Annotated in this window: 10 protein-coding genes and 1 pseudogene; 4 read left to right on the top strand and 7 right to left on the bottom strand. The window is 67.0% G+C overall.

Annotated elements, in window-relative coordinates:
- Positions 1 to 431: 431 nt before the first annotated feature.
- Together Q0R23_RS10190 and Q0R23_RS10185 are read right to left on the bottom strand one after the other, a co-directional pair.
- Entirely contained in the window at positions 432 to 1,844 is a 1,413-nt protein-coding gene (locus Q0R23_RS10190; RefSeq protein WP_293912693.1) for a heparan-alpha-glucosaminide N-acetyltransferase domain-containing protein, read from the bottom strand.
- Between the two features lie 281 nt (positions 1,845 to 2,125).
- The gene (locus tag Q0R23_RS10185; protein ID WP_293912691.1) at positions 2,126 to 2,533 is read right to left on the bottom strand and encodes a hypothetical protein; all 408 of its coding nucleotides are present in this window, start codon (positions 2,531 to 2,533) and stop codon (positions 2,126 to 2,128) included.
- Between the two features lie 475 nt (positions 2,534 to 3,008).
- Between Q0R23_RS10185 and lpdA the strand changes: the two genes are divergently transcribed.
- Positions 3,009 to 4,409: a dihydrolipoyl dehydrogenase gene (gene lpdA / locus Q0R23_RS10180; RefSeq protein WP_293912690.1), complete on the top strand. Its 1,401-nt coding sequence runs from the start codon at positions 3,009 to 3,011 to the stop codon at positions 4,407 to 4,409.
- Positions 4,410 to 4,741: 332 nt separating this feature from the next.
- Here lpdA and Q0R23_RS10175 read toward each other — a convergent pair whose 3' ends face one another.
- Positions 4,742 to 5,698, bottom strand: coding sequence for a glycoside hydrolase family 43 protein (locus tag Q0R23_RS10175; RefSeq protein ID WP_293912689.1), 957 nt, complete (start codon positions 5,696 to 5,698; stop codon positions 4,742 to 4,744).
- A gap of 256 nt (positions 5,699 to 5,954) precedes the next feature.
- On the opposite strand from Q0R23_RS10175, the gene Q0R23_RS10170 reads away from it, so the two are divergent.
- Both Q0R23_RS10170 and Q0R23_RS10165 read left to right on the top strand, forming a co-directional pair.
- Positions 5,955 to 7,781, top strand: a complete 1,827-nt coding sequence (locus tag Q0R23_RS10170) for a DUF1800 domain-containing protein (RefSeq protein ID WP_293912688.1) — start codon at positions 5,955 to 5,957, stop codon at positions 7,779 to 7,781.
- A 34-nt stretch (positions 7,782 to 7,815) separates the two neighbouring features.
- Complete coding sequence (locus tag Q0R23_RS10165) at positions 7,816 to 9,093, top strand: DUF1501 domain-containing protein (protein WP_293912686.1); 1,278 nt, start codon at positions 7,816 to 7,818, stop codon at positions 9,091 to 9,093.
- A gap of 164 nt (positions 9,094 to 9,257) precedes the next feature.
- On the opposite strand, the gene Q0R23_RS10160 is transcribed toward Q0R23_RS10165, so the two are convergent.
- On the bottom strand, positions 9,258 to 9,668 hold the full coding sequence (locus tag Q0R23_RS10160) for a GNAT family N-acetyltransferase (RefSeq protein ID WP_293912685.1): 411 nt from the start codon (positions 9,666 to 9,668) through the stop codon (positions 9,258 to 9,260).
- Positions 9,669 to 9,712: 44 nt separating this feature from the next.
- On the opposite strand from Q0R23_RS10160, the gene Q0R23_RS10155 reads away from it, so the two are divergent.
- Positions 9,713 to 10,114, top strand: a complete 402-nt coding sequence (locus Q0R23_RS10155) for a GNAT family N-acetyltransferase (protein ID WP_293912683.1) — start codon at positions 9,713 to 9,715, stop codon at positions 10,112 to 10,114.
- An 18-nt stretch (positions 10,115 to 10,132) separates the two neighbouring features.
- Here the strand turns inward: Q0R23_RS10155 and Q0R23_RS10150 are convergent, their stop codons facing one another.
- From Q0R23_RS10150 to Q0R23_RS10140, 3 genes and pseudogenes are all read right to left on the bottom strand, one after another.
- Positions 10,133 to 11,263, bottom strand: a complete 1,131-nt coding sequence (locus Q0R23_RS10150; protein ID WP_366520419.1) for an MFS transporter — start codon at positions 11,261 to 11,263, stop codon at positions 10,133 to 10,135.
- Between the two features lie 74 nt (positions 11,264 to 11,337).
- Positions 11,338 to 11,958: a hypothetical protein gene (locus tag Q0R23_RS10145; RefSeq protein ID WP_293912682.1), complete on the bottom strand. Its 621-nt coding sequence runs from the start codon at positions 11,956 to 11,958 to the stop codon at positions 11,338 to 11,340.
- A 207-nt stretch (positions 11,959 to 12,165) separates the two neighbouring features.
- Positions 12,166 to 13,132, bottom strand: a pseudogene (locus Q0R23_RS10140) (cell division protein FtsH); the annotation flags it as partial.

The raw sequence follows: 13,132 nt of genomic DNA, 5'->3' as shown, positions 1-13,132 counted from the left end.
GGCAGGCGTGCCCAGGCGCGTCCGTTCTGCCCAAGAAGCGGCCTAGCGTCGCCAGCGGCGCTGTTCAGGCCAAGACGCGGGCAGGCGTGCCCAGGCGGAGGAGTGGCATCCTCATGGGCGTTCGTTCACGAGGACAGTCCGTTTACGACGACCGTCCGTTGTGCCCAAGAAGCGGCCTAGCGTCGCCAGCGGCGCTGTTCAGGCCAAGACGCGAGTGAGGAAGAACGTCTGTCCTTGCTCACCTCCCTGGCTTCCACTTCTTGTGCACAGCGGCACCTATCGGGCGTCTGCACCTATTGGGCGTCTGCACCTATCGGGCGTCCTGGCGAGAGCGGCACTTACTTTGCCTCGCCTCGCCGCCTGCCCGCACACAGCGCTCCATCCCTCTCCTTCGGCGCTTTGCGAGTCCACGCCCGCCAGGACATCCTGAGCTACAGCTTCCAGGTCCAGCCGCGCCGCGCCAGCAGCCACAGCACCAGCCAGACGGCGGCGACGTAGCCCAGGCTGTAGAGCCAGCCGCCCACCTGAACACCCAGGCCGCGCCGTAAGAGGCTCAGCAGCGAATCCAGAATACTCAGCGGCTCACCCGTCCAGTTCACCTTCCAGACGGTCAGCACCCACGATTTGAGCAAAATCGGCGCGGTGTAGGCGAACAGCGAGTTGCGCCCGGCGATGGCCAGCGGCCCCAGCAGGGCGCTCCGGCGGCCTCCACGGGCGTCGGCGATCAGGTAGAAGGCCAGCAGCCCCAGCGTGCCCAGCCCCGCCGAATACAGCACGTAGGCAGGCGTCCAGACGGTCTTGTTGTAGCCCATGACCCCGGAGAGCAGCCAGCCGCCCAGGCTCAGCGCGGCGCCCAGGCCCAGCAGCAGCGGCAAGGCCCGGTCTACGGTGACTCGGTGTGCAGCGGCCCGGTCGGTGGTCGACTGTTCACTGATCGGCGCAACCCTGTCAGCCCGCTGTGCATCCTCCGGCGGCGCTTCCAGCAGTCGAATGTTCGGCGACTGCACCTCCGGCGACTGGGTTTTCGGCGACTGGGTTTCCGACGCTTGGGCTTTCGCAGAGTGCGCCTTCGAAAACTCCACTTTCAGGAACTCAGCCGCCACGCTGCCGAGCAGGGCCAGCGCCGTGACAGGCAGCACCGAACTCAGCCCGCGCAATCCCAGATCGCTCAGCAGCAGGGTATTCAGGCGCGTCACGGCGTTGTCGGTTTCGGTAAACGGGGCACTCAGCAAGAACACCTGATAGGCCGCCAGCAGGCCCAGCGCTGCGCCCAGGCGCCAGCGCCAGGCCAGCGGCCAGCGGGCCAGCAGTCCGGCGCCCAGCGAGGCCAGCGCGATGAGTTGCAGCACGCCCAGGCCCAGGCTGGGCGCCTGGTTGGCCACACTGGTCAGCAGAGCGCCCACCAGATACAGGGCAGCGGCGCGGGCCACCAGCTTGCGCACCGTGCTCCAGTTGGGCCACCAGCTCGGCGGCGCACTGCCTACTGACACACTGCCTACTGACCCACTGCCCCCTACCACCTTGCCCCCTACTACCTTGCCCAGCGAGAAGGGCAGCGCGGCCCCGGCGCAGAACAGAAACCAGGGAAACACCAGATCGGTGAGGGTCAGCCCGCCGCCCCAGGGCGCATGCACCAGCTCGGCGGGCGTGAACTCGCCCAGCGCGACGTTGTTGACCAGCAGCATCAGCACGATGGTCAGGCCGCGCCAGGCGTCCAGGGCGACCAGGCGGCGAGTGGGCGACGCTGAGCGGGTCTGTCCGGCAGTCTGGTCCTGGGCAGGGACCGCGAGGAGTTCGGAAGCCGACGCCGTGGACTGCTGCTGTTCGGAGGCGGGCGCACTCATGCCTTCAGCGTGCGCTCCACAGCCTGTTTAGAATATGAATTGGGTTGCTGTGGAAGCGGGTTGCGGACTTTGATGGTGAAGACATCAAACGGCGCGTCTTGACATTAGAGCAGATGTCATAAAAAGACCCTTTTTATGACCGAGCGGAGCGAGTAGTTTTGACTGAGCAAGACGCAGAATGGAGGCGCGGGGAGGCTGTTTTCCCCGTGGCGTAATTCGGAGTACTGCTCTAAGACGCGCTGTGCTCGCTCACGATCTGGTGTCATTAGCAATTCAGTTTCTCAGAATTCACCCAGGTCGCTCAGGTCTGGCGCGGGCAGGGCCTCGACGCTGCGCAAGAAGGTGGTGACCTCATCCCGGCCCATGCCGAAGACTTCCTCGCGGTCCTGGCCGGGCAGCCAGTCACCCTTGAGGCTCACCGAGAACTCGGCGCCGCGCACGGTGACAAGGGCGCCGTAGCCGTTGCGGAAGCGAAATTCGTAGGCGCCTGAGCGTTGCATTTCGCTGGGCATTTCGCTGGGCATGTCGCCGGGCAGGGCGCCGGGCACCACCGCCCCGGAGAGGTCGGCGTCGCCCAGCCAGGCGAGCGGCGTGGCCAGCGGGCGCGGGCCGGGCGGCGCCACAGCGGCGCTCACGCTACTGAGCAGCAGGTCGGCCCCATCGTCGGTGTCGTGGATGTCGTAGAGCACGGGTCTCCTTATTGAGCAGGGTTGAGCAGAGGCAGGGTTGAGCAGAGGCAGGGTCGATTAGGGTTGATCGGGGGCGGGCCGGTCAGGGTCAGGAACGCCGAAGTCAGTGAGGACCAAAATCAGTGAGGACCAAAGTCAGTGACGAAAGAAGGAACCAGTAAGGTCTACCGCTTCATTTACTGTAAGCGGGCAATACTGACAGACTACTGACGGAGACCGGCGTTGAGGCCGCCTTCATGTTGAACCGGCTCGCGGACCACAGGCTGCTGAAGAGAGGCTGCTAACTTTATCTGCTTCGTTCAGCACAAACGTCAACCCGGTCAGCTTCCTCACCTGCATTTGCCAGGCTGCTGCCGGGCTGCTGCCACATCGCCAGAATTCACATCCAGAAGTGGTGAATGCCGCTGGCCTGACTGTGCCCATCAAGCGCCAGCAGCTTACTGAACGGCTTCTACGCCCGCGCTAGACTGCGTTCATGACCAATGCGATGGACTTCGACGTACTGATTATCGGCGCCGGACCGGGCGGCTACCACGCGGCGATCCGGGCCGGGCAACTGGGCCTCAAGGTGGCCTGCACCGAGCGCGAATACCTCGGCGGGGTCTGCCTCAACGTCGGCTGCATTCCCACCAAGGCGCTGCTGCACGCGGGCGACGAGCTGGCCGCCAGCAAACACGCCTCGGATTTCGGCCTGACCTTTTCCGGCACGCAGCTCGACATCGCCAAGCTCAACAAGTGGAAAGACGGCATCGTCAGCAAGCTGACCGGCGGCGTGGGCGGGCTGTTCAAGGCCAACAAGGTCACGCACCTGGTCGGCGACACCGCCTTCGTGGACGCCCATACCGTCAAGGTGGGCGACAAGACCTACACCGCCTCCAACATCATCATCGCCACCGGCTCGGAGCCCGCCCGCCTGCCGGGGCTGGAGGTCGACCAGAGCAGCATCGTCGACAGCACGGGTGCGCTGGTCATTCCCGATCCGCTGCCCGCTCGGATGCTGTGCGTCGGCGGCGGCGTCATCAGCTTCGAGTTTGCCAACATCTACAATAACTTAGGAGCCAGCGTCAAGATCATCGAGTTTCTCCCGAACGTCATTCCCGGCGCGGACCGGGGCGCGGTGGCGACCTACCGCAAGATCATGGAAAAGCAGGGCATCGTCGTGCAGACCGGCACCAAAGCCAACCGGGCCGAGAAGAAGGCCGACGGCCTGCACGTGGAGATCGAGGACGTGCAGACCGGCGAGAAGCGCACCGAGGTCTACGACCGGGTGCTGGTCGCCGTGGGGCGCCGTCCGCGCAGCGCGGGGCTGAACCTCGAAGCGGTGGGCGTAAACGTCGAGCGCGGGTTCATCACCGTCAACACCAGAATGCAGACCAACGTGGCTCACATCTACGCCATCGGCGACGTGGCGAGCAACCCGATGCTGGCCCACAAAGCCATGAAAGAGGGCCTGGTGGCCGCCGAGGTCATCGCCGGACTGCCCGCCGAGATGGACCCGGTGGCGATTCCCGGCGTGGTCTACACCTCGCCCGAACTCGCCTGGGTCGGTCTGACCGAGGAAGAGGCGCTGGAGAAGGGCTACAAGATCAAAATCGGCCAGTTTCCCTTCGCCGCCTCTGGCCGGGCCATGACGCTGCAATCCACCGACGGCTTCGTCAAGATGGTCACCGAGGCAGACACCGATCTGGTGCTGGGCGTGCATATCGTGGGGCCGCACGCCTCGGACATGCTCGGTGAGGCCAGCCTGGGCCTGGAGATGGCCGCCACCGCCAGCGACATCGCCCTGACCATCCACGCCCACCCGACCCTCGGCGAGAGCGTGCTGGAAGCAGCCGAGGCCGTGCATAAGCAGGCCATTCACATCGTCAACCGCTGAGCGGAGGAGAACGAGAATGGCGTGTGTGAGGCGGGGACGCCCTTCGGTCGCCCCCTCTCCCCGCTGCTGCGCAGCGCCCCTCTCCCGCAAGGGGCGAGGGGTCAGTACAGAAGAAGTTGTCACCCTGAGCAGGGCGAAGGGTCTACCGACTTCAGCTCTACAAAACCTCAGAGTGTCATCGTTTTAACGGCAAATGCTTAAGCTACGAGATCGTTCGCTGTGCTCAGAATGACAATTTTCTGGATCTGGTCTCTGAATTTGACCATTGGACCTACGAAAGCCGCCTGGCATACCCGACGGGCGCACCTCTTCGGCGATCATTCGCCTCTTGCTCAGTCGCTGGCCTGGGCGCTCAGTTCCGGCAATATCACCCGCGCCGCTTGGCCGTCCAGGTGCAGCGGTGAGAGGTGCAGGCGGCGGCGTCCTGTGGGGTAGCCGCAGCGTCCGGCGTCCCAGGCGTGGTAGGCCAGGTGCCACTGGCCGCTGTGGCTGCGAAAGGCGTGGCTGTGGCCGGGGCCAGCCACCGTGTCGTAGGAGGTCAGCAGCGGCGTACTGTCCTTACCGAAAGGACCGAGTGGGCTGGGGCCGCTGGCGTGGCCCACCGCGTAGGTCTCGTTGCCGTAGTCGGCGCAGGAGTACAGCAGGTGAAACCGCCCCGCGTCCTCGATGACCTGGGGCGCCTCGACCAGTGCCCGCTCCCAGAGTTCGCTGGCGCCCAGCACAGCGGCGGGCTCCGTTATCAGGCGCAGGCCGTCGGCGCTCAGCTCGGCGCCCCACAGGTAGGTTGGGCGCTTCACGGCGTTGCCGTCGTTTTTCCAGTACAGAAACAGGCGGCCATCCCCGGTGCGCAGGGTGCTGGCGTCGATGGCGCCGCCCTGGGGCAGCATGGTCAGCAGCGGTGTGGTCTCGGCGACGAACGGCCCCTGGGGATGCGGGCTGCTCGCCACGCCGATGACCTGGCGCCCGGTGCCGCGCAGCCGGGCGGTGAAATATAGCCGGAATTCCTGCCCGGTCCAGGTGACTTCCGGCGCCCAGGTAAAGCCGGGCCGCGCCCAGTCGGGCAGCACGGGCAGGGCGTCGCCGATCAGGGTGAAGTCGCCGAGGTCCGGGCTGAACACCACCGGTACGTTGACGCGCCGGGCGTTGCCAGCGTCGATATTGGTGGCGTAGATGTAGTAGCCACACCGGTCCGGCCCCGCACTCACGGCCAGCACGTTGGGGTCGGGAAGGTCCTCGGTGGCCAGAGAAAGCTGCCGGGGCCACTGGAGCGCTCGCTTGAGCTGTTTCATAAGGGTAAGTAAATATAAACCCATCAAAATGACAGGATTCTGACGGTGAACTCATCGTTCTGAAGCGGGGTACATCGGCCACTCACCGTCCCGGTCTGAGCCTCTGGGCCGACACGGTTGAGCGGACACTGTTGGGCTGACCGCCGATGATGAGAACGTCTCAGACTGAACACATGGTCAGCTCGGCGCCCCGCCGTAGACTCAGCTCTCATGCTCCCGGCCAGTCGAGGGCGCGGGCATGCCGTGGAGGTGTGCCGTGCCGGAGTCACCTGAGTCCAAACCCGATTCGTCCTCATCCGATTCGCTTGCCCTGCCCTCGCCGCTCAGGACTGTGGCGGCCCACATCAGCCCGGCCCGCACCAGCCCGGCCCACATCAGCCCGGCCCACATCACCCGCCGCACGGCCTTCAAGCTCGGCGGCGCGGCGCTGCTGACGGCCTCGGCGCCGCTGATTCTGGCCCAGCGCGGCCCGCCCGGACTCACGTTGCCCGGACTCACGTTGCCCGGACTCAAGGTGCCCGGCCCCGCCTCCGGAGCGCCCGACAGGCTGCTGGCGCCGCCCTCGCTGGCACTGGTCACCCTCACCCGGCTGGCCTACGGGCCGCGCGGCGGCGACTGGAGCGCCTGGGCGGCGCTGAGCGGCAAGTCGCCGGGCGACAAGCTCAGGAGCTGGCTGGAGCGGCAACTCGGTCCGGCGGCCATCGACGACAGCGCCTGCGACGAGAAGCTGTCCGGCCTGAGCACCCTGAACAAGCCCTACGGACAGCTCTGGCAGGAGCACTACGCCGGAATGCCGCAGGACAAGAAGGATTACGAGGTCATCTACCAGCCGACCAACGAGACCCGGCTGGCCAGCATCCTGCGCAAGACCTACAGCGAGCGCCAGCTTCTGGAGCGCCTGACCGAGTTCTGGCACGACCATTTCAACGTCGATCCGGGCCGCGACGAGCAGATTCCGCCGCTGTTCGGCGATTATGACCGCATCTTGCGGGCCGGGGCGCTGGGCAACTTCCACGCGCTGCTGGTGAAGGTGGCGAGCCATCCGGTGATGCTCAAGTACCTCGACAACGCGTCGAGCAGCCGGGGCGGCCCCAACGAGAACTACGCCCGCGAGCTGTTCGAGCTGCACACCCTGGGCGCCGAGAACTACCTGGGCGTGACGCGGCAAAAAGACGTGCCCGGCTTCGGCCAGGGCCAGCCTGTCGGTTACGTCGACGAGGACGTCTACGAGGCCACCCGCGCCTTTACCGGCTGGCGCATGAACGACAACCTGAATAATGAACAGTGGCAGCAGGGCGTGGGCAAGGACGGCACTTTTCTGATGTACACGCCCTGGCATGACCGCTTTCGCAAGCTGGTGCTGGGCCGCGACCTGCCGCCCGATCAGGCCCCCAGACAAGACGGCCTGGACGTGCTGCGTGCCCTGGCCGACCACCCCGGCACCGCCCGCTACATGGCCCGTAAACTGGTGCGCCGCCTGGTCGGCGACAACCCGCCGCAGGCCCTGGTGGACGCCGCCGCCAGCACCTTTCACGGTGCCCGCCAGGCCCCCGACCAGATCGCCCAGACGGTGCGGGTGATCGTGCTCTCAGGCGAGTTCGCCTCCACCTGGGGCGGCAAGCAAAAGCGCCCGCTGGAGCTGTTCGTCAGCGCCGCCCGCGCCCTGAACACCGACCTCAAGCCCAGCTTCGACACCACCGGCCACGTCGCCTGGATGGGCCAGGAGCCGCACGGCTGGCCCGCCCCCAACGGCTACCCGGATGTGGGCGCCGCCTGGCGCAGCAGCACCACCATGCTCCGCGCCTGGCAGACCATGAACAGCTTCGCCCGCAGCGACAACGAACGCTGGAGAAGCAGCGTGGTGAAGGAGAGCGGGGGCCGCAAGAGGCCGACCGACCTCGCCGACTTCTGGCTGATGCGGCTCTACGGCTACAAGCCCGCCGCCCTGAGAGGTGTGATGATCGAGGTGCTGAGTGAAGGCGGTGACCCGGACGCCGAGATCAGCGACGCCGGGCAGCTCGAAGGCCGATTGCAAGGCGCCGTCAGCTTCGCGCTGATGGCCCCGGAATTCTTCCGCAAGTGAGGCTGCCGATGAGGTTTGAGATGACGGTATCCAGATGAACAGACGCACCTTTCTGATGGGCTGCTCGGCGGCCATCGCGGCCATGTCGGGCGGGCGGCTGACCGGTCTGGCGCTGGCAGATACGCCCGATAGCAGCCAGAACGTACTGCTCACTATTTTTCTGCGCGGCGGCTGGGACGCCCTGAGCGTGCTGCCGCCGCTGGGTGGCCCGGACCGGGCACTCTACGAGGCGGCCCGGACCGAACTGCGAGTGCCGCTGAGGGGCGAGGGCGCCGCGCTCGAACTCGGTCTGCTGGGCCAGACCCCGCTGGGCCTGCACCCCGCGCTGGAGCCGCTGCACGATCTGTACCGACAGGGCGTGCTGGCGGTCATTCCAGCCACCGGCCTGCCCGGCGGAGGCCGCAGCCATTTCGAGGCCCAGGAGACGCTGGACCGGGGCGGCATGCCCGGCCTGAGCGGCGATCCCAACGGCTGGATGGCCCGTTTTCTGGATACCCTGCCCGGCACCTCGGCCCTCTTGACTCCAGCAATGGCGCTGACCCCCGCGATGGCGCTGCAAGACCGCCTACCCTCGAACCTGCGCGGGCGCCCGGACGCCGTGACCGCCCAGCGCCTTCAGGACCTGCGCTTTTCGGACAACGACGACGAGCTGAAGTACCTCAGTACCCGCCTGGAAAAGCTCTGGACCGGCGACACCGCGCTGGCCGCCGCTGGCCGGGGCACCCTGAAAACGCTGGCGACCATCTCCAGCCGCACGCGGGGCGACTACGCGCCCGGCGGCGGCGCCAACTATCCGGAAGGCTCCTTCGGTGACGGCCTCCAGACCCTGGCGCGTTCCATTCGCAGCGGCCTGGGCGTGCGGGCGGCGGCGCTGGATTTCGGCGGCTGGGACACCCACCAGTATCAGGGCAACAAGAAGGGCGAGCACTTCTGGAGCCTGCTCGGCGAGCTGGGCACCGGCCTGCGGGCGCTCTATCAGGACCTGGCCGCCGCCCCTGAAAAATTCGAGCAGCGCCTGACCGTGGTGGTGCTCAGCGAATTCGGGCGGCGCCTGGATGAAAACGCCTCCGGCGGCACCGATCACGGTCACGGCGGCGCCATGCTCGTGCTGGGCGGGCAGGTCAGGGGCGGCAAGCTGTATGGCCGCTGGCCGGGCCTGGCCACCGAGCAGCTTTTCGAGAGGACCGATCTGGACGTGACCACCGATTACCGCGCCGTGTTCAGCGAGATTGTGCTCCAACAGTTCCACCACCCGAACCTGGCCGCCGTGTTTCCCGGCTTCAAACCGGGCGCCGGGCTGGGCATCGTCTGATACGGACTCCGACTTGAATCGTTTTGTAAAAACGATGAAATCCGACCAACGGGAGTAGGAGCAACTAGGGACTCTGCGGTATGGATTAACTTCCGGCGCCTTTTCGGAAGTTAAGGAATTTAGCGGAGTCCGTATGAGGCGTGGGAAGTCGATGTCAGCGAAGTTCAGGTGGTTCTGACGGCCCGGAAGCGCTCCACACCGGGGTACACCTCGCCCAGCGACGTGACCGCGAAGCCGCAGCGTTCGTAAAACCGGGCAGCATCGGCGTCCGTCTCGGCCTGGAGGGTGTCCAGCCCAAGCTGAATGATCGCGCCATCGATCAGCTTGCGCCCGGTGCCCTGGTTGCGGCAGTCTGGACGCACCCCGATGTGTTGGATGGTCGCCCGACCCGGCCCGGTCAGCTCCAGGCCGATCAGTCCGACCACATGCCCACCCTCCTCCAGTCCCAGCAGCCAGTGCCCGCGTTCCTGATACTGCCGCCGCGCCCGCTCCAGCCGCGCCGGGTCAGGGTAGACCGAGAGGGCGAGGAGGCCGAGGGTGTCCGGTTCATGCAGATGGGGCTTGAGGTCGAGCATCCCCAGCAGTGTAGAGAACTCGCTCCGCTAGACTGCCTCCACCGATGATCGCCTACTCCACCGATCCGCACCACCTGATGTCCTCGCAACTGACCGGCTTCTTCGTCGGCTGGCCTGATCCGCCCCGGCCTGAGACGCTGCTGAAGCTGCTCCGGTCCAGTTACCGCGCTGTGCTGGCTCACGACGGCGAGCGGGTGGTGGGTTTTGCGACGGCGATCAGCGACGGGGTGCTCAGCGCCTACATCCCGCTGCTGGAGGTGCTGCCGGAGTACCAGGGGCGCGGGCTTGGCAGCGAGATCATGCGCCTGCTGCTCGCCGAGCTGGACCACCTCTACATGGTGGACGTGATGTGTGACGACGAGGTGGTTCCGTTCTACGAGCGGCTGGGCCTGCGCCGCGCCGGGGGATTGATCCGGCGCAACTATGCCCGTCAATCTGGCGAATAAAACAGTCGGGCGAATAGTTCAGGTCGCCAAACTCCGCCAGGCCCGCCGCCCGACCCACAGGGCCGCCAGCATCGCCGCCGCGCACAGGGCCACCACCGCGTTCCAGCCCTGATAATCAAAGGCTGCCCCTGCCAGGACGCTCGCCACCGAGGCGCCGCCGTAATAGGCGAGGTTGTACAGCCCGGTGGCCAGACTCCGCCCCGCTTGGACGCTCTGCTGCACGGCGTTGAGCGAGGCAGCCTGGGCCAGAAACACCCCGCAGGCGAGTGCCGCCAGCCCCAGGATCAGCAGCGGCAGTGGCTGAGCCAGCGTCAAGGCCAGACCGACCAGACCGGTGAGCACCGCCGTGCCCAGCGCCCAGCGCGGACCCCGTTGCGCCAGGGCCGGGGCCGCGACCGGCGTAATCACCGCGCCCAGCAGGTACACCGTAAACACCGCGCCGATGGGGCCGCTGCCCAGCCCATACGGCGTGCCCGCCAGCCGCAAGGTGACCGTGTTGAAGACCGAGACCAGCACGAACAGAATCAGAAAGCCGTTCAGGCAGGTCAGCAGCAGCACCGGGTTGCGCAGGTGTGAGCGCAGGGTTTGAAGCACCTCCGGCATTTGGCGCTGCGGCACGAACTTAGTCTCACGGGGCAGGCCGACGACGGCGACGCCCAGGGCCAGCGCATTGCTCAGCACCAGCAGCCAGAAGGCCACCTTCCAGTTGCCCGCGTGCTCGGCCAGGCCGCTGAGCAGCCGCCCGGCCCAGCCACCGACGATGGTGCCGGTGACGTAGGCGGTCAGCAGCCGGGCAAAGCGCTCAGGCGGCGCCTCCTCGGCCAGATACGCGCTGACGGCGACCATCACCAGCGGAATCAGCAGGCCCTGGCCGAAGCGGGCCAGGTTCAGCGCCCCCAGCGTCTGGGCCTGGGCCGCCAGCACGCCCGGCAAGGTCAGCAGCGCAAAGGCGCCCAGAATGACCCGGCGCCGCCCGTGCGCGTCGGCGATCAACCCGGCGAGCGGCGAGGCCAGTGCCACGGCCAGCGTCGTGCTCCCGATCACCGTGCCCACCTGCGCCGAGGACACCCCGAATTCCCGCGCCAGCACCGGCAGCAGGCTCTGCGGCGCGTAGACGTTCAAGAACAGCAGCATGCCGATCAGTCCCAGCGCCCAGGAGCGCGGCCCTATCAGACTGCCAGGGACGGTGTTGTTCAGGCCAGTATCGTTCAGGCCAGCACTGTTCAGGCTAACCCCACCAGGCCCAGCGGGCTTTGCCAGGCTTCAAAGGCCCCCAGCGCCTCGGCCAGTTCGGGGTCGGGCGTGCCGGGCGGCCCGGCGAAGATCAGCGCCGGGCGGGCCTCCAGGGCGATGCTGCCCGCAGTGTCCAGGCGAGCGACCAGGGCGTCAAACAGCCAGTCGTTGGCCCACAGCCGCTTGAGCGCAAACAGCACCTCGCTGCCCGGCAACCGTCCGTGACCGCGCTCGCTGCGGCGCTCGTCCGGGCGGCGCAGGTGAAATTCGGCGTCCGGGGTGTTGCCGGGCTGCCCGCCCAGCACGCCTGAATTGTTCAGCGCCCGCAAAAAGAGCTGCACGCTGTCGTCCATCAGCGCCGAGGTGCGCACCAGCCGGGAGGCGGTGTGACACAGCACTTCGAGCAGGTCTTCGTCGATGCGCCTGGGGTTGACGCCCGCGAACAGCCGCCGCAGTTGCTCCGGCAGGTTGGCACGGCGGTAGAAGCCTTCCTCGAAATCGGCGTCCAGCACGAAGGCGTTGGGCAACCGGGAGGCGTATCTGCCCAGCAGCAGGCTTTCCTGACCCACCCGTCTGGGCGGCAGCGTGGCGGCTTCGGGGAAGGTGAACATGGAGGATAGGGTAGAGCATGGCGGGCGTGTGGCTTGTGGGAAAAGCTTGGGTGCGGTGCGCGGTGCGCGGGAAAAGAGGGAAGTGGGGAGTGGGAACGGTGAAGGCCCCGCTGATGGACTGGCGGGGCCTTATGTGGAAGTTTGGAAGGCCGCTGTTGACCCCTCGCCCCCTGTGTGAGTCGCAGACCTGCTTGCAGAGGGGTTTTCCTAGACGCCGCCAGGTTTCAATGTCCCCATCGGGGCGCTTTCGGTGGCCTCGACGGGGCCGTGGTCGGGCGCTTCCAGGGTGCCGCCCGCCAGGACGGTGCCGAACTGCTCGCCGCTGAGCGTCTCGTGAATAATCAGCGCGTCGACCAGGCGGTGCATCTGGTGGACGTGCTCGGCGAGCAGCGCGTGGGTGCGCTCGTACTGCTCGCCGATGATGCGGCGCATCTCGTCGTCGATGCGCTCGGCGGTGTCCTCGCTGTACAGGCCGCGCTCGCCGGGGAGTCCCAGGTAGCCGTTGTCCTGCTGGAGCGCGATGTTGCCCAGGCGGCTCATGCCCCATTCGGTAACCATCTTGCGGGCGATGTTGGTGGCCTGCTGGAAGTCGTTTTGCGCCCCGGTGGTGACGGTGCCCAGCGCCACGTCCTCGGCGGCGTGCCCGGAAAGCGCCACGGCGATGCGGTCGAGCAATGCCGCCTCGGTGTGGTGCATCCGGTCTTCGGGGGTGTACATGGCCGCGCCCAGCGCTCGCCCACGCGGCACCACGGTCAGCTTGTGAACGCGGTCAGCGTGCGGCAGCAGTTGCGCCGCCAGCGCGTGCCCGACCTCGTGGTAGGCCGTGATGCGCCTATCCTTCTCGCCGATGACCATGCTGCGCCGCTCCGGTCCCATCAGCACCCGGTCACGCGCCTCGTCGATGTCGCGGTTGGTGATCCGGCTACGCTGCTCGCGGGCCGCGCCCAGCGCTGCCTCGTTCAGCAGGTTCTCCAGGTCGGCGCCCACCATGCCGGGCGTGCGGCGGGCCACCGCATTGAGGTCCACGTTGGCCTCCAGTGGTTTTTTTCTGGCATGAATCTTCAAAATCGTCTCGCGGCCCTTGACATCCGGGGCGTCCACGACGACCTGACGGTCAAAGCGTCCGGGCCGCAGCAACGCGGCGTCGAGCACGTCGGGCCTGTTGGTGGCGGCC

Origin of the sequence: Deinococcus sp., from assembly GCF_025362455.1 — a bacterium.
In the GTDB taxonomy this organism is placed as follows: domain Bacteria; phylum Deinococcota; class Deinococci; order Deinococcales; family Deinococcaceae; genus Deinococcus.
This window is presented reverse-complemented; position numbering and strand designations above follow the sequence as displayed.